This is a genomic window from Roseobacter sp. FCG-D35, assembly GCF_033436665.1.
Classification (GTDB): Bacteria; Pseudomonadota; Alphaproteobacteria; order Rhodobacterales; family Rhodobacteraceae; genus JAWQFO01.
This window is the reverse complement of record NZ_JAWQFO010000009.1, coordinates 61,483-78,096: the sequence shown is the minus strand read 5'-3', so window position 1 is coordinate 78,096 and position 16,614 is coordinate 61,483. Positions and strand designations below refer to the sequence as shown.

The following is a 16,614-nucleotide window of genomic DNA, read 5'->3' as shown; positions in this document are numbered from 1 at the left end:
TTCCTCCCAAGGTCGTCAGGGGCCGTAGAACACGTCGACCAGCGACAGCGACACCGCCGGGACATAGGTCACGAGCAACAGTACCAGCACCAGCACGGCGATAAACGGCAGGTTGGTCCGCGTCGTGCGCCAGACGTCAGTCTTGGCGATCGAGCAGGCGGTGACCAGAACGCTCGCCACCGGCGGGGTCTGCTGGCCCAGCGCGATATTAAGCGTCATCAGGATGCCGAACTGCACCGGGTCGATGCCGAGCTGATTGACCAGGGGCATGAAGATCGGCACCGTCAGGATGATCGCCGCCGCCCCGTGCAGCACCATGCCGACGAACAGCAGGAAGATGTTGATCAGCATCAGCACCGCGAACTTGTCGGTGGTGATCGACGTGATGCCCTGCGCGAGGCGCTGCGGCACTTCCGTCTCCGTGAGGTAGAGACCCAGCACCGCCGACGATGCGACCAGCAGCATCACCGTCGCGGTCTGCAAAACCCCGTCGACGAGTGCCGTGTAGAGATGCTTGAGGTCGAGCTCGCGGTAGATGAAAAGCCCGATGACGAGCGCCGCGAGCACCGCAAGACCCGCGCCTTCGGTCGCCGTGACGATGCCGCCGAAGATGCCGCCGAGGATGATGACCGGCAGGATCAGCGCCCAGGCCGCATCGCGCGTGGCATGCCAGAGCCGGCAGAGGTCGAAGCCTTCCTCGCGCGGGAGGTCGTAGCGCACGGCGAAGAAGTAGCAGAGCGCCATCAGCAGCAGGCCTCCGATCAGCCCCGGCACGATGCCCGCCACGAAAAGCTGCACGATCGAGGTGTTGGAAAGCGCGCCGTAAAGGATCATCGGGATCGACGGCGGGATGATGATCGCCAGAGAGGCCGAGGAGGAGGTGATCGCGGCGGCAAAGCGCGGGTTGTAACCCTTCTTCTTCATTGCCGGGATCAGCACCGAGCCTGTCGCCGCGACATCGGCGACGGCCGAGCCCGATATTTCGGCGAAAAACATCGACACGCCGACGTTGACCATCGCGAGGCCGCCACGCACGAAGCCGATCAGCGCCGAGACGAAGGCGATGAGGCGGGTTGAGATGCCGCCGGTGTTCATCAGCGCTCCGGCGAGAATGAAGAGCGGAATGGCGATCAGCGGAAAGCTGGTCGCCCCGTCGTAGATCGACAGCGCGGCGTTCAGGAAGCCGAGGTGCCCGTTGTTGAGCCAGAGCCCGAAAAGGGCCGCGGCGAGGATCGAGACCGCGATCGGCTGGCCGATGGCGATCAGCATGAACATGCCCAGAAGAACCAGGGACTCGATCATCGTTGTGCCTTTTCCTTCTGTGCGGCGATCTCGGCCTCGGCCCGGGCCAGTTCCTGCGCGATCTCCTCGCTGTCGGGATCGCGACCGGAACGAACGTTGCCAAGCCGTTCGGGCAAGGTGAGCAGGCGGCCGAGGATCATCAGGATCCCGGCGACCGGCACGATGCCCTGGATGAACCAGCGTGGCACCCAGCGCAGGGTCGTCATCGTCTCGCTGCCGAAGATGCCGAGCATCACCCAGCTGCCCCAGACGACGACCGCGAAGGCGCCGATGAAGACGATCTCGTTGATCGCGAAGAGCACGAAGCGCCCGGCCTGCGGCAGCCCGTAGAGCAGACCCGCGAAGCCCAGATGGGCGTTGCGCAGCACGGCCAGGGCGGCCCCGGTGTAGGTGATCCAGGCCAGCAGGACGATGGCGACCTCGTCGTACCAGATCAGCGAGGCGCCGCTGTAGCGGAAGGCGACGGCCATCAGCACGATCACGGCGAGGATGATGATGAGCCCAATGGTCACCGCCTGAAGCAGGAGGTCCAACCAGCGGATCAGGCGCAGACGCATGAAGCCTCCGACATGGTTCGGGACGGCGGACGCGCCGCCCCGGGGTGGCTAATGTTCAGGATGCGCTCAGGAACCGCCACCGGCCAGCGACATCACGCTGTCGATCATGTCCTGTCCGCCCTCGACCTCGCTCGCGAACTTCTCGTAGAGCGGTGCCGATGCGTCGACAAAGGCCTGACGGTCGGCGGTGTTGACCTCCATGCCCGCGCCTTTCAACTCGTCGAGCAGCGTGCCTTCGGCCGATGCCCCCTGGTCACGTGCCCAGAGCGCCACTTCCTGCGCCGTCTCGGCGAGGATGGTCTGGATCTCCGGGTCCAGCTTCTCGAAGACCGAAACACCGACGGTCGGATAAGCCGGCGAATAGACGTGGTTGGAGAGCGACAGGTATTTCTGCACTTCCTGCAGCTTGGCGCCGGCGATGTTGGTCAGCGGGTTTTCCTGCCCGTCGATGACCCCGGTCTGGAGCGCCACGAAGACTTCCGAGAAGGACATCGGCGTCGGGTTGGCGCCGTACTCGCCGAACATCGCGACGCGCCAAGACGAATTCGGCGTCCGGATCTTCAGCCCGTCGAGATCCGCCGGCGTGTTGACCGGGCGCACATTGTTGGTGATGTGGCGGAACCCGTTCTCCCAGACCGCCAGCGGGCGGTATCCCTGCTGTTCTGCCGCGGGCACCAGAACGTCCTTGAAGAAGGTGTCGTCGATCTTGCCGAGGTGATCGCGATCGGCCACCAGGAACGGCAGATCGAAGATCGCGTATTCGGGCGCGATCTCGGGCATGATCGACGACGGCAGGGTGATGTGCATCGTGCCGATCTTGATCTTCTGCAGCATGTCCTTGTCCTTGCCCAGCTGCGAGCTGTCAAAGACCTTCACCTCGCCCAGATCGCCGAGCTTTTCATTGGCGCGCCGCGCGAATTCCTGCGCCGACTGCCCCTGAAGCGAAGACGGCGTCGCGGAGATGCCGAAGATGATTTCCTGCTGGGCCAGCGCCGGTGCGGCGAGACCGGCGGCGACAAGCGCCGCGGTGAAAAGGTTGCGTGTGACATTCATGGTTCTTCCTCCCTTGAAGACTGAAATTCGGGTTGTTCGTGTCGGGCTACGCTGTGACGCCTGCGCGCAGCATTTTCTCGATCCTTTGTGGCAAGGTCTCGCGCAGGTCCGGATCCGGGTCGGGCCGGGTCTGCATCTTGGCCAGCCGACGCCCCAGCGCGACCGCGTTGAAGGTCGCGCCGGTATCGGCCTTGCCCTGCCCGGCGATATCGTATGCGGTGCCATGCGCCGGCGTGACGATAGGGAACGGGTAGCCCGCGATCAGGGTGACGCCGCGGTCGAAACCCAGAAGCTTCATCGCGATCTGGCCCTGGTCGTGGAACATCGTCAGCACCGCGTCGAATTCCCCGCGCGTGGCGCGCACGAAAACCGTGTCGGACGGGATCGGCCCGGTCGCGGCAAGTTGCGCCTCTTGCGCGCGCTCGACCGCCGGACGGATCACATCCTCGTCCTCGTCTCCGAAATTGCGCCCGTCCCCTGCATGCGGATTCAGCGCCGCGACACCGATGCGCGGATGTTCATAGCCCGCCGCGCGCATGACCTCGTCGGTCAGGCGGATGCTGTCGTAGATGCGGTCGGCGCTCAGACTGTCCGACACCTCGCGCAGCGGGATATGCGAGGTCACGCGCGCGTTCCAGACCTCGTCGAGCACGTTGAACTCGCGTCCGCTGCGCGTCGCGTTGATGGTGCGATCGACGAAGCCGATCTCGTCGACGTAATCGGGCCGCGCGAGGCGCATGGCATGCTTGTTGAAGGGTGTGAACGAGGCAACGTCGGCCAGACCTGACTGCGCCACCAGCAAGGCTACGGCGAAATTCTCGAGCGACGCGCGGCCTCCAACCTCGGAAGAGGTGCCCACAGGAGCAGTTTCGGGGTCGCAGTTGCCAACGTCCACGAAGACGCTTCCTTCCGGCAGGCCGGCGCCCAGATCGTCCGGAGCGATGGTCGGCAGATCAAGTGAAACTCTGGCATGGCGCGCACCCATTTCCAGCACGCGCCGGTCGCCAATGACGATGAGGTCGCCCGGATTGGCATCGGCATCGACCACCACGCGCGCGGCCAGTTCCGGACCGATCCCCCCGACGTCCCCGATTGCCAGGGCCACGCGTCGCAATGTCGCCATTTGCACCTCCACCTTTGTATTTTGTATACATGACACAAGTATCGACCTGCAAGCGCAACCTGTCTATGATCGCGGCACCAGATGGAGCACGGCAAAAAATGACCGATACCAGCGATTTGCCCGATTTCGGCGGGCTCCAGATCAGAACCCGCTCGCTGCACGATCAGGTGGTCGACAGGGTCCGTGACCTGATCATCGAAGGGGTGCTGGAACCGGGCAGCCGAATCGACGAGGCCCGGCTGATCGAGGAACTGGGCGTGTCGCGCACCCCCTTTCGCGAGGCACTGCGGACACTGGCGGCCGAAGGGCTGGTCATCGTCAGGCCGTCACGGGGCAGCACGGTGCGCAAGCTTACGCCCGAAGACGTCTATTCGATGCTCGAGGTTCTCGGCCATCTCGAGCGGCTCGCCGGAGAGCTTGCCTGCGCCCGTGCGAGCGACGACGCCATTGAAGAGCTCGAGGCCCTGCACCAGCGGATGATGGAGTTCTACGCCACCCGCGACCGCATGCCCTACTACAAGCTCAACCAGGAGTTCCACTCGCGCCTCGCGGCGCTGTCCGGCAACGCGACGCTGGTCGAGATGCAGGCGAACCTGCAGGCCCGGCTGAAGCGCATCCGCTACATCGGCAACCGCAAGAGCGACTTCTGGGCCGGGGCCGTGCGCGATCACGAGGAGATGATGAGCGCGCTGGCGCATCGCAACGGGCCGCGCCTGGGCGAGGCCATGGCGGCCCATCTGGCGCGCACCTGGGAACGCGTGAAGGAAAGCCTTTAGGCGCGGTGGGCGCGGTGCATTTCGTCAGGACGGCGTGCGCGCAGCGTCACGGAACGCAGGCAAGGCCGCCTCGATCATCGCGTCGTCCGCGGTCAGGCAGATCCGGAAATCGGTCGGACGGTCGAAGACGGTGCCGGGCATGACATGGATGCCGCGCCGCGCGAGATCTTCGGCGAATGTCGCGCTGTCGCCGCCGGGCGCCCTGCCCCACAGGTAGAAGGTGCCTTCCGGCCGGGTCATCCGGTAACCCCATTGCGCCAGCGCCCCGAGCATCCGGTCGCGCCGCCGCTCCAGGGCAGCTATGTCGATGGTTTCTCGCTCCAGGTCGGGCAGCGCATAAAGCAGCGGCGCGTCGGGCACGTTCCAGGCGTCGGCCATCTGTACCGCGAACCGAAGACGCTGCAGTTCCGCGCGCTCGGCCGGCGGCAGCTGAGGCGAGATCGCCAGGTACCCCAGGCGCAGCCCGGGCGCGAGAAGGATCTTGCCGTAGGAGTAATCGATCAGCGTGTGCGGGTAGACCGCCATCGGCGAGGTGAACTCCACACCGTCGAAGCGGATCCGCCGGTACGGCTCGTCCGACAGGATCCAGATGCGGCGCCCCTGCTCTGCCGATTTCGTCTCCAGCAGTTCGGCCAGTGCCTGAAGCGCCTCGCGTGAATAGATGCGCCCCGTGGGATTGTGCGGCGAGTTGACGACGACGATGCGGGTGCGCTCGGTGATCGCCCCGGCGATGGCGTTGAGATCGAGGTCGAACCCCTCGGGCTCCAGCGGCACCGGAACCTCGGTCGCGCTGGCTGCGGCAAGCATCGGCCCGTAGCAGAACCATCCCGGCAGCGGCACGATACATTCATCGCCCGGTTCGAGCAGCATCGTGAAGGCCATCTTTATCGCCCCGAACGCACCCTTGGTCAGCGCGATGTCCTCCGGGGCGAACGGCATCCCCAGTTCGTCGGACAGAACACCGGCCAGGAAGGTGCAGGGGTCGGTCTCGTTGCTCTTGTAGGCAAACCAGTCGACCGTCTTGGGCTCGGCATGGTGCTTGAGCGCCTGAACGAGCCCCGGCAAGGGCATTTCCTGTGGGTTGCCGAAGGTGAAATCCGCCACCGCAGGCGTTTGTGCAACCGCCGCACGGTATCTGTGAAAGAAAGCCTCGACCGTCGCGATGGAATCGGCCGCGGCATGCGCCCTCGAGGCTGCGGCGGTCATGGCACTCCTCCCTTTCTGCCGTCCGGCGCCGGGCAACCGCACCTGCGCCTGTCGCGCCAAAGCATGGGCGAAAAGACAACGAATCGGCAAGCGTAGCGAAACAGATTCAACCCAAGGGTGGCGCAGTTCGGCTTGGACCACGGCGCTTGCAGCCAGCCCGGACACGGCCCGCCGACACCGAAAATCCGGAAATCGAAAGAGATTGCAGCGATTTGCGCAGCAGATACCGTGTGCTTACGCCCAGACTGGCGCGGATCGCACGATGACACGGGTTATGCGAATTCGGCGAAACGCCGTATCCTGACCCCGGTGCGGGCGCATGGCGTCGCACAGCCTTGCTGACCAGGGGGACAGGACATGGAGACCAGACAGACCGGCGGCCGCGGCCGTCGCTACGACAGCATCCTCGACACCGTGGGCGACACGCCCGCAATCCGCATCAACAGGATCGCACCCGACAACGTCACGATCTACGTGAAGTTCGAGGCCTTCAACCCGGCGGGATCGGTCAAGGACCGGCTGGCGCTGAACATCATCGAGGCGGCGGAACGCGACGGCAGGCTCAAGCCCGGCCAAACCGTGGTCGAGGCGACCTCGGGCAACACCGGGATCGGCCTCGCGATGGTCTGCGCGGCCAAGGGGTATCCGCTGGTCGTCACGATGGCCGACAGCTTCTCGGTCGAACGCCGTCGCCTGATGCGGTTTCTGGGCGCCAAGGTCGTGCTGACACCGCGCGCGCAGAAGGGCTTTGGCATGTACACCAAGGCCAAGGAGCTGGCCGAGGCGAACGGCTGGTTCCTTGCCAGCCAGTTCGAAACGCCCGACAACGCCGACATTCACGAAGCCACCACCGCGCGTGAGATCCTGGCCGATTTCGACGGCGACAAGCTGGACTACTGGATCACGGGCTACGGCACCGGCGGCACGGTCTCCGGGGTCGGGCGGGTCCTGCGCAACGAGCGTCCCGATACCAAGATCATCCTGACCGAGCCGGCCAACGCAGCCATCCTGTCCTCGGGCTACGTCAACACGCGCAACGACGCGCACCAGCCGACCGAAAGCCATCCCGAGTTCGAGCCGCACCCGATCCAAGGCTGGACGCCGGACTTCATCCCCTATGTCCTTCAGGAGGCGATCGACAACAAGTACTACGACGAACTTGTGCCGATCCCGGGTCCGGAAGGCATTGCCTGGGCGAAACGTCTTGCCGCGGAGGAGGGTATCTTCACCGGCATTTCCGGTGGCTCGACCTTCGCCGTCGCTATGAAAATCGCGGAGAAAGCCCCGGACGGGTCGGTGATGCTGGTCATGCTGCCCGACACCGGAGAGCGCTACCTGTCGACGCCGCTGTTCGAAAGCATTCCCGAGGAGATGACAGACGAGGAGGCCGAGATTTCGCTGTCGACGCCCTCGGCGCAGATGGCCGCGGAATAGGCGGCGGCAGGCGGGTCGCGCGCGGTCAAGACGCCCGGGGGCGTCAGCCTGCGCGCTGTCCGTCCACGCTCGCGAGCTTGTCCCAATCGAAGTCCACGCCGGTTCCGGGGTCGCGCGGTGCCACGGCCAGGTGATCCTCGATGACCAGCGGCCGCCGGGTGTACTGGTCGATCGGGAAGGAATGCACCTCGAGCCAGCCTGCGTTGGGCTGCGCCGACAGAAGGCTCACGTGTAACTCCTGCATGCCGTGGCTGCAGACCGGCAAACCGTGCTTGCGGGACAGCTCCGCGACGCGCAGCCAGCCGGTGATCCCACCGCAGTTCGACGCATCGGGCTGGATGTAGCCCAAAGCGGCGTCCTCGAAGGCGTATTCGAACTCGTGGATCGTGTGCAGGTTCTCACCCATCGCCAGCGGGATCGTCGTCTCGCTCGCGATGCGCGCGTAGCCCTTGTAGTCGTCGGGAATCGTCGGCTCCTCGAACCAGGCGATATCGTAGGGCTCGAAGGCCATCGCGGCCTCGATCGCCTGGTCGACGCTCATCGCGTAGTTGGCATCGACCATGAAGGTGACCTCCGGGCCGATCAGCGCGCGCACCGCGGCGATGCGCTGCACGTCCTCTTCGAGGGTCGGCTGACCGATCTTGATCTTGACGGCGTTGAAGCCGCGCCCGAGGTAGCCGCGAATGCTGTCCAGAAGCTTCGGCAGCGGAAAGTTGAGGTCGATGCCGCCCGCGTAGGCGCGGCAGCGGTCGCCTGCCCCGCCGGCCATCGCGACAAGCGGCTGACCCGTCGTCTTGCCGCGCAGGTCCCACAGCGCGATGTCGATGGCGGAAATCGCGAAAGAGGCCACGCCGCCGCGCGCCACGTAATGCACGTGCCACTGCATGCCGTCGTAAAGCTCGTCGATCCGTGTCGCGTCACGTCCAACGAGAAAAGGCGCGAGGTCGTGCTCGATCATCGCCGCGATGGCGTGACCGCCCTTGCCGCCGGTATAGGTATAGCCGGTTCCCTCGACCCCGTCGGCGGTGCGGATCGTGACCGTCACGAGCTCGAAATGGGTGTGGTCGCCATGCTTGGCGTCACTCAGCACCTCGGCCAGCGGCACCTCGAACCGGCGAACGCCGACGGACTGGATTTTCGACACGGGGTTCCCTCGTCGCTCTGGACTTCCGGATGGACGCTACACCGCCCGCCCGCCACGATCCAGCCGGGACACGCGCCGGGCGCGGTCAGTCGGGCGCGGTGTCGACCCAGAGCCCGTCGACCCAGACGGTCGCGGGTCTGCCGCAATGGAACATGAAGTAGGTCAGCGACGGCACGGCTTCGCGCCGGATCCGCCGCCGCCCGACCAGTGTGGCAGCCGTGCAGCGCGCGTTTGCGCCGGTCCGGTGCGGCAGGTGCAGCACCTGGGCTGTCGATAGCAGGATGTCGCGGCACGGCACGCCGCGATCAATACAGCCCGCGGGAAGGCGCACCGGGTAGGCCGCCGGGTGCAGCATCAGGAATTCGGCGTCAAGCTGGATGCGGTCGACCCATGCGACGGCCAGATAGTCGCCGGCCTTGGTGCGCACCGGGTCGTGCGGTCTGAGCGCTTCGATCGGCACGTGGCCAAAGGAGGTCTGCACCCTTGCGTTGGCGCAGAAGCCGGGCAAAGTCCAGGCGAGTTTCTCGGAGGCCCGCCGCGGCCTGGCGGATTGCGCGGAGGCGCCCGGTCGGGCGTCGCGCATCACCCTGCGAATGACGGTCTCATCGGTCTCGTCGAGCATCGGTTTCTCCTGAAATGGAATAGTCATGAAAATGGTCTGGCGTTCAAATACTGCGGAACCAGTCGCTCAGCCGCCGGCAAAGTAGTTGATGTACCGGATCACCACCGGCCCGAGCGTCAGCGACAGGATCGCCGGAAGCATCATGATCGCCATCGCGCCGGACATCTGGACCGGCAGCTTGTTGGCCTTTTCCTGAGCTTTCAACTCGCGCTTGAGGCGCATCTCGTCGGAATAGACGGTCAGCGCATCCGAGATCGACGTGCCGAACTGCATCGATTGCAGAACGACTTGGGCGAAAGCCGATACCTCCTCGACGCCGGTGCGGCGACCCATCGCCATCAGCGCCTTGTCGCGCCCGCGCCCGGCCTGGATCTCGCTTTGCGCGACCAGCAACTCCTCAGCGATATCCGGTGCGACCCCGTGGATTTCGGTGGCAACGCGGGTCATTGCGGCATCGAAGGCGAGACCCGCCTCGACGGCGATCTGGATCAGGTCCAGCGTGTTCGGAAAGGCGTCCTCGATCTTGCGCTTGCGCTCCTCAATCAGGCCGCGCAGCCAGATCGCCGGGCCGAAGAACCCGATCGCCGCGAGGATGGCCAGCACCTGCAGAATGGCAAAGCCCGACAGGCCGTTCAGAAGGTCGCGCAAGCCAATCGGAAACCAGTTGAAGTCGCTTCCGGCAAGCGCCAGCAGTCCGACGAAGGCACCGGGCAGGCCGAGACCGAGCACGAGCCGCGTGGCATAGAAGACCGCAGGCGCGTTGGCGCCCCGGAACCCGGCGCGGGCCAGCGCCTGGCTCACCTGCAGCCGTTCGCTGTCGCTGGTCGGACTGAATGCGGCCAGAACGCCGCTCGGATCGGATTGCGCCAGCTTGATGAGATCGCTCCGGTAGCCCGCCGCCGTGACGCCGGAGGTGCCGGCAATCCGTGCCGCCGCCGGTGTCGGGTCGCTGATCGCGCGACCGATCCCGAGGACGGCCAGCAGAACGCCGACGCCGATCCCGGCCAGCAGCAGGATCTGCACGGTGTCGGGGCCTAGGCTGGAAAGCATTGCTGAAAGCATCGGTCCGTCTCCCTAGATGCGAAAGTTGACGAGGCGGCGCAGAACGATCGCGTTCAACACCACGAGGATCACCACGGCCACCGCGATCGGCGGGAACAGCGGATCGTCCATCACGTCGCCGTAGTAGCTGGGCGCGGTGACGGAGGTGAAAACGAAGATCACCACCGGGATCACCGACAGGAAGTACGCCGAGAGCCGACCCTCGGACGAGATCGCGCGGATGCGCCGGCGCATCGACAGCCGGTTGCGGATCACGCGGCCGAGCGTCATCAGAACGCGGGCGAGATCGCCGCCCGCGCCGTGCTGGATCCCGATGGACACCGACAGGTAACGCACATCCTCGAGATCGATACGGTCGGCCATCTCGCGGAAGGCGTCGGTCAGATCGTCGCCATAGGCGATCTGGTCCATCACGACGCCGAACTCGGATGCGATCGGGTCTGGCATTTCGGTCGCGACGCTGCGGATGGTGGTGTTGAGCGGGTGGCCGACCTTGAGACCGCGCGCCATCAGCTCGAGCGCGTCGGGCAGTTGTCGCACGAACTGGTCCATGCGCCGTTGGCAGGCCGCGCGTACGAGGATCAGCGGCAGGGCGCCGAACAGCGCGACCGCCAGTGGCACGGCCACCACCGGACCCAGCACGGTCGCGGCAGCGACCCCGAACACGATCATCCCGATGATCGAAAGCGCCACGAAAAGCGCCGGAGGCATCGTCAACCCGGCCTTCGACATCGTCGCGCGCAGATCGCCCACGATCGGCAGATTGCCAAGCACGCCCTGGTTCCGTTCCGGCTTGAGCACGGCGAGGATGTCCTCGGTGGATCGGCCCGCATGCATCATCCGCATGCGCCGGTTGCGCGCCTCGGACCTCTGTTCCGAACGCGACAGAAGCTGACGCAGCCCTTCGAAGGCCAGCAAGGCGCCGACGAAGACGCTGACGTACATCATCAGCTGCACGTTCAGGGTTTCGGCGGTCAGCTGGTTGATCCACGCGAGAGGGTCGATACGGATCGGGTCGAACCCGAGGAAGGACAGGTCGATTTCCATCTCAGCGCCTCCGCGCGAAGGAAATCGACGACAGGTCGATACCGGCGGCCTCAAGTACCGACATCGACTTCGGGCGGATGCCGGTCGCGTGGAACTCGCCGGTGATGCGTCCGGCCTCGTCCTTGCCGGTCCTTCGGAACACGAAGATGTCCTGCATCGTCGGGATATCGCCTTCCATTCCGGTGATCTCGGAGATCGCCATCACCCGCCGCGAGCCGTCCGACAGGCGGTTGAGCTGGACCACGAAGTGCAGGGCCGAGGCGATGGTGGCACGGATCGTGGAATGCGGCAGTTCCATGCCGGTCATCTGCACCATCTGCTCGACCCGGCTGATGGCGTCGCGCGCGGTGTTGGCATGCACGGTCGTCATCGACCCGTCGTGGCCGGTGTTCATCGCCTGTAGCATGTCGAAGGCTTCCGGACCGCGCACCTCGCCGACGATGATCCGGTCCGGACGCATCCTCAGCGCGTTCTTGAGCAGGTCACGCTGGTGCACGGCCCCGGTGCCGTTCGGGCTTTCGGGCCGCGTCTCGAGCCGCAGGACATGCTCCTGCTGAAGCTGCAGTTCGGCGGCGTCCTCGATGGTCACGATGCGCTCGGCGGGGCCGATGAACGCCGACATCGCGTTCAGCATGGTGGTCTTGCCCGATCCCGTGCCGCCCGAGATCAGGATATTGAGCTTGGCGTCGACCAGCGCCTGGAGTAACCGCGCCGCATCCTCGTTCAGCGCGCCTTTCTCGACGAGGCTCTGCATGGTCAGCGGCACGCGCGAGAACTTGCGGATCGACACCGACGGGCCGTCGACGGCGCAGGGGCGAATGATGGCGTTCACCCGGCTGCCGTCGGCGAGGCGCGCGTCGACCCAGGGCTGGCTTTCGTCGATGCGGCGGCCGATGCTCGAGACGATCTTGTCGATGACCCGCAGCAGGTGGCGTTCGTCGCGGAACCGGCAGGACGAGCGCTCCAGGATCCCGTGGCGTTCGACATAGACCTTGTCATGGGCGTTCACGAGGATGTCGTTGATTGTGCCATCGGCCAGAAGCGGCTCGAGCGGGCCAAGCCCCAGCACCTCGTGCAGAAGCTCTTCGACCATCGCCTTGAACTCGTCCGCCATCAGCGGGCGGCCTTCGCTTTTCAAAACGCTCTGGACCAGGTTCGACACCTCGCGCCGCAACTCCGACGTCTCGATCTTGTCGAGGATGGCAAGGTTGAGACGGTCCAGAAGGTGATCATGCAGCCGGCTCTTGAGATCGAGCCGATCCCGCTCGGCTTCGTCCTCGACCGAGGTCTCGGGCTTGATCGGCGCCGCGGTACCGATGTCGATGATCTCGGCCGACTGATCCGCTGCTTTCGGCTTGGGGCGGGCAAATTCTCGAAACATCCCTGGGTTTCCTTATCTCGTTCTCAAATCTGGCGTCGGGCAAATGTCATTCGGCCGCGATCGGGGCGGAGGCGCGCAGCGGCAGATCCTTGACGGTCGCCTGCGCGAGGCTGCGGATCGACTTGGCAAGGGCGCTGTGCGGGGCGAACTCGAACACAGTCTTGCCGCGGTCCAGCGTCTCGCGCGCGGGTTTGCGATCGAAGGGCACCCAGTGATGGAATTCGCAGTCCAGAAGCTTGATGGCGGCCCGGTGGTGCTGGGCGAGAAACAGGGGTTTCTTCTCCATCGTGACGACCACCTCGATCTGGAGGCCCGGCTGTTCGGCGCGGTAGAAATCGATCAGCTTGCGGCTCGTGCGCACCGCCGGAACGGTGATGTCGGTGGCCAGAAACAGCCGGTTCGCGCGCGCCAGCACAGGCTCCATCCAGGAAACCAGCGCGGACGGCATGTCGACGATGACATAGTCATGCTCGGCGCAGAGCAGGCTCAGGATCGCCGAGATCTGCTCGGGCTGGAGCGCGTCGAGCGGGGTGAATCGGGTCGGCGCGGGCAGGACCGTCAGGCCCGAGCGGGAAGTCTCGACGCAGGCCCGGACGAATTCGCGATCCGGAACGGAGCCCTCCATCGCCATGCGGTAGAGCCCGTCGTTCTCGTCCACGTCGAGCAGCGATGCGACAGAGCCGAATTGCAGGTCGAGATCCAGCACCGCGACCGAAGCCGTGGGCGTCTTGTTCCGAAAGCCCTTCTTGCACTGCATGGCGTCGGCGAGATTGACCGCGAGCGTCGATTTCCCGACGCCCCCGCGCGAGCCGGTCACCGCGATCACCTTGCCCACGGTGGCCTGTCCGGCCCAGACCGCGGGCAGGCGTGCGGCGCGGCGAAGCCGCCAGCTTTCGATCGTTCCGGCCAGTTCCTCGGCCACACAGCCACGCGGCATGACATCGTCGGCCCCCGCCCGTCCCAGGGCGCGGCTGCTGGCCAGCGACAGGTCGTCCGGCGTCAGCGCGATCAGCAGCGCGTTGGGCGTGCGCGCGGCGGAGGCGCGTTCCAGCGCGTCAATGTCCGCCGCGTCCCACGCGTCGGCATCGAACAGGATCACATCATGCTGAGCCGCGAGCGAGACGACGGCACCTTCCAGCTCCGCCAGCCGGCTGATCCGCGGCGTCACCCGGATGCCGGTCTCGCCCGGGAACAAGCCCGCGACCGTTGCGCCAAGAGCCGCGTCCGGTGTGACCAGAAGGAGCGACGTGAAATCATGCAGCATGGAATTCTCCTTTCGGGGTTCAGCCATTGGTGCCGAGATTGAGATCCTCGCCGGGAAGCGTGACGCTCATGTCCGGGAAGGCGATGGTGCCGTTTGGCGCGCCATTCGGATCGGCGGCGCCGGTGAAGACCGTCGCGAGGTCTCCGAGCGGTGTGACGAATTCGAAATCGGCCTCCGGCAGCGACAGCGTGACCGATGGCACGTAAGGCCCGCCGAGAAAGCCGAGGTTCTCGTCGAAGCCGTAGGTCACCGTGATATCCTGCGCGGTGACCAGGCTCGGCATGACGGCTTCGATGCGGTTCCAGATCTCCGCGCCGGCCGGAGTGGCCGGATCGAGCGCGCAGCTGATCGCGCCGGGGTCGGCGCAGATACCGCCCACCGAGCACGAGGTGCCGAACTTGGGCGGCGTGACGTTCGGGTGGACCGATGCGCGCACATGGGTCTGCGGCACACCGGGGCAAAGCGCCGGGCGGACGGCGGCGATGCGCACGCCGCGTTCCAGCGCCTTCTTGACCATCACGTAGTCCGACCCGAGGCGCCCGAAATCGACGATGCCGAGGACCATCAGCAAGAACAGCGGCAGCACGATCGCGTATTCGACCATCGCCGACCCCGACGTGCCGCGCAGGAACCGCAGTCCGCGGCGCACTATGAAGCCACGGCCGGTCACAGCCCGAAGATCCTCGACCGGGACTCGACCTGCGCGGTGAAGGTGTCGGGCAGGTCGCCGAAAAAGCTCATCGCGCCGGAGAAGGGGAATGTCACCTCGACATCCGCCGTGATCCCGGCCACCGGCACCGGGTCGATGCGATAACCGCCCGGCACGCAGGTGACGCTGGTGCTCACGCCGGTCAGCGTGACCGACGCCGGAAAGGCGGGATTGCCGCCGATGGTCTCCGCGATCCGGTCTTCCAGCATCGCCTCGAAAGCGGCAAGCGAGCCGCCCGAGACGCAGATGTCGAGAGGCGCCACACGAGACAGGTAGCGCGAGGCATCGCGGACACCGCTGACGGCGGACTGGTAGGACCACAGGATGCGCCCGGACTCCACGATCAGCCCGAACACCAGCAGCGTCAGGGGCAGAACGATGGCGAATTCGGTCAGCACGGCGCCGCTGTCGGCGCGGGCGAAGATCGAGAGGCGGGCGGGCATGCGCATCGCGGTCACCGGTAAAGCTGCACGACATCGCGGAAGACGCCGGAGATCGAGGACGCTCCTGCGCCATTGCCGCCGGCCGATCCAATGTTCTCCACCCAGAGGTCGAAGTTCGGCGGCGAGGTCGCCGCATGGCCGACCGGGCGCAGCAGGAAGACCCGGAAGAACTCGCGGACCGGAACATCGGTTTTAGCGCCGTTGATCGGGTTGGCGGCGCAGTCGATGCCGGCGGCAACGAAGACCCGGCGGTCGGGATCGTTGATCACGCTGTTCGAGCATTGCGGGCGTCCGCTTTCGGACTTGGACGGTGCGAGGATCTGCCCGCCCGGACCCGCCGCCGCGATCTCGGCGCGGTAGTAGTCGTAGCGGGTCACGACGCCCGGCGCACCGGCGAAGGGGTCGGTACCGTCATAGTTGGTGTCGACGTAGGACTGGCGTCCGGCCGTCCAGGTACCGTCTCCGAAACGGCCGTTGGCACAGGTGGGAAAGCAGTCGTCCTCGGGGAAGGCCATCGTGTCGCCGGTCGGTTCGGAATTGTTGCCGACGCACTGGCCGTTGCCGCTCTTGTTCTTGAGACCCTTCACCACGTGGGGACCCGGGGCGTAGGCGGGGTTGTTCTTCTTGCCGCTCATCATCGCGGAGAACATGTCGAAGCGCGTGTTGAAGATGGAATTCTCGATCCCGACCTTCTGACCCGGTTCGATATCGACTCCGCGCTGCGCGAAGCAGGCGCTTATATTTCCGCTGGCGGCGATGGCGCAGGCGGTCAGCTGCGCGCCGTTGAGACCGGCGCAGGGCCCCTCGGGATCGATCTGCGCGCCGGTCACGTCGAGAAATCCGAAGTCTCCGGGCCCCCAGGCCGCACCGTTGCCGCCCGAGCGCAGCAGGATCGAGTCGCCGATATTGGCATCTGCCGTATAGCTGGCGTTCGGCAGGCAGAACATGAGCGGGGTGATGTCACAGGCATAGCGCGTGAAACCCGCCACCGCCTCGGCACCGATGCTGTTGTCGACAGCCGCGTTTCCGGTCAGCGCCGCAAGCGCATCCGCAAAGGGAAGCCGGACGCTGCGCGGCGTCAGCGTGACATGCGCATAGATCGCGCGGGCCGGATCGTTGGTCTGGAACGCGGCGGTCGAGGCAGTGTCATCGGCCGGCAAATCGTCGAGGTATACCACAGTCGCGTCGACATTGCCGGCCAGGGTCGCGCTGCCTTCGGCGAAGGTCTGGCTGCCGCTGACAAGGTTCGCGGCTGCGAGATTAGCGCGGTCGAGCGCATCGGCCGCGCCGTCGAGTTCGCCCGCCGCGGCCAGCGCGACGCCGTCGGCGAAGGACTGCAACTCGGTGTGCGTGGCCGACAGCCGCCCCGCGTCAAAGACCAGCGCGACCATGCCCAGCATCACGCCGAGCGCCATCGCGGCAAAGACGAGGATGCCGCCGTGCTCGTCGCGCCAGAACGCGGTCAGGGGGGAAGCGCCGGTCCGCATCGGA

The 16,614-nt window shown here is 65.9% G+C and carries 16 protein-coding genes; 2 read left to right on the top strand and 14 right to left on the bottom strand.

The genetic code is table 11. The annotated features are described in order from the left end of the window. Positions 1-15 precede the first annotated feature (15 nt). The 4 genes from R5H30_RS18480 to R5H30_RS18465 all read right to left on the bottom strand — a co-directional run bounded on the left by R5H30_RS18480 (position 16) and on the right by R5H30_RS18465 (position 4,035). A complete protein-coding gene (locus R5H30_RS18480) occupies positions 16-1,302 on the bottom strand; it encodes a TRAP transporter large permease (RefSeq protein WP_318330090.1) in 1,287 nt (428 codons plus the stop codon). Continuing rightward, positions 1,299-1,859: a TRAP transporter small permease gene (locus R5H30_RS18475; RefSeq protein WP_318330089.1), complete on the bottom strand. Its 561-nt coding sequence runs from the start codon at positions 1,857-1,859 to the stop codon at positions 1,299-1,301. The genes R5H30_RS18480 and R5H30_RS18475 overlap by 4 nt, the downstream gene beginning before the upstream one ends. Before the next feature lie 66 nt (positions 1,860-1,925). Further along, on the bottom strand, positions 1,926-2,912 hold the full coding sequence (locus R5H30_RS18470) for a TRAP transporter substrate-binding protein (RefSeq protein WP_318330088.1): 987 nt from the start codon (positions 2,910-2,912) through the stop codon (positions 1,926-1,928). 46 nt (positions 2,913-2,958) lie between these two features. Next, positions 2,959-4,035: a 4-hydroxythreonine-4-phosphate dehydrogenase PdxA gene (locus R5H30_RS18465; RefSeq protein WP_318330087.1), complete on the bottom strand. Its 1,077-nt coding sequence runs from the start codon at positions 4,033-4,035 to the stop codon at positions 2,959-2,961. 98 nt (positions 4,036-4,133) lie between these two features. Between R5H30_RS18465 and R5H30_RS18460 the strand changes: the two genes are divergently transcribed. Then, positions 4,134-4,811, top strand: a complete 678-nt coding sequence (locus tag R5H30_RS18460; RefSeq protein WP_318330086.1) for a GntR family transcriptional regulator — start codon at positions 4,134-4,136, stop codon at positions 4,809-4,811. A 24-nt stretch (positions 4,812-4,835) separates the two neighbouring features. Here the strand turns inward: R5H30_RS18460 and R5H30_RS18455 are convergent, their stop codons facing one another. Further along, the gene (locus tag R5H30_RS18455; RefSeq protein ID WP_318330085.1) at positions 4,836-6,017 is read right to left on the bottom strand and encodes an aminotransferase class I/II-fold pyridoxal phosphate-dependent enzyme; all 1,182 of its coding nucleotides are present in this window, start codon (positions 6,015-6,017) and stop codon (positions 4,836-4,838) included. Between the two features lie 357 nt (positions 6,018-6,374). Here R5H30_RS18455 and R5H30_RS18450 point away from each other — a divergent pair, with 357 nt between their 5' ends. Then, positions 6,375-7,451: a PLP-dependent cysteine synthase family protein gene (locus tag R5H30_RS18450; RefSeq protein WP_318330084.1), complete on the top strand. Its 1,077-nt coding sequence runs from the start codon at positions 6,375-6,377 to the stop codon at positions 7,449-7,451. 43 nt (positions 7,452-7,494) lie between these two features. Here the strand turns inward: R5H30_RS18450 and R5H30_RS18445 are convergent, their stop codons facing one another. The 9 genes from R5H30_RS18445 to R5H30_RS18405 all read right to left on the bottom strand — a co-directional run bounded on the left by R5H30_RS18445 (position 7,495) and on the right by R5H30_RS18405 (position 16,610). Beyond that, positions 7,495-8,595, bottom strand: coding sequence for a mandelate racemase/muconate lactonizing enzyme family protein (locus tag R5H30_RS18445; protein ID WP_318330083.1), 1,101 nt, complete (start codon positions 8,593-8,595; stop codon positions 7,495-7,497). An 85-nt stretch (positions 8,596-8,680) separates the two neighbouring features. Continuing rightward, positions 8,681-9,244: a Hint domain-containing protein gene (locus tag R5H30_RS18440; protein WP_318330082.1), complete on the bottom strand. Its 564-nt coding sequence runs from the start codon at positions 9,242-9,244 to the stop codon at positions 8,681-8,683. A gap of 39 nt (positions 9,245-9,283) precedes the next feature. Beyond that, positions 9,284-10,279, bottom strand: coding sequence for a type II secretion system F family protein (locus R5H30_RS18435; RefSeq protein ID WP_318330080.1), 996 nt, complete (start codon positions 10,277-10,279; stop codon positions 9,284-9,286). Between the two features lie 12 nt (positions 10,280-10,291). After that, on the bottom strand, positions 10,292-11,326 hold the full coding sequence (locus tag R5H30_RS18430) for a type II secretion system F family protein (protein ID WP_318330079.1): 1,035 nt from the start codon (positions 11,324-11,326) through the stop codon (positions 10,292-10,294). Between the two features lies 1 nt (position 11,327). After that, positions 11,328-12,707, bottom strand: a complete 1,380-nt coding sequence (locus R5H30_RS18425; RefSeq protein WP_318330078.1) for a TadA family conjugal transfer-associated ATPase — start codon at positions 12,705-12,707, stop codon at positions 11,328-11,330. Positions 12,708-12,753: 46 nt separating this feature from the next. After that, positions 12,754-13,971: a CpaE/TadZ family protein gene (locus R5H30_RS18420; protein WP_318330077.1), complete on the bottom strand. Its 1,218-nt coding sequence runs from the start codon at positions 13,969-13,971 to the stop codon at positions 12,754-12,756. 19 nt (positions 13,972-13,990) lie between these two features. Next, complete coding sequence (locus R5H30_RS18415) at positions 13,991-14,641, bottom strand: TadE/TadG family type IV pilus assembly protein (RefSeq protein WP_318330076.1); 651 nt, start codon at positions 14,639-14,641, stop codon at positions 13,991-13,993. Further along, positions 14,638-15,129, bottom strand: coding sequence for a TadE/TadG family type IV pilus assembly protein (locus tag R5H30_RS18410; protein ID WP_318330075.1), 492 nt, complete (start codon positions 15,127-15,129; stop codon positions 14,638-14,640). Before R5H30_RS18410 ends, R5H30_RS18415 begins: the two co-directional genes overlap by 4 nt. A 5-nt stretch (positions 15,130-15,134) precedes the next feature. Further along, positions 15,135-16,610 carry a pilus assembly protein TadG-related protein gene (locus R5H30_RS18405; RefSeq protein ID WP_318330074.1) on the bottom strand — a complete coding sequence of 492 codons (1,476 nt, stop codon included), beginning with the start codon at positions 16,608-16,610 and terminating at the stop codon, positions 15,135-15,137. Between the last annotated feature and the right edge of the window lie 4 nt (positions 16,611-16,614).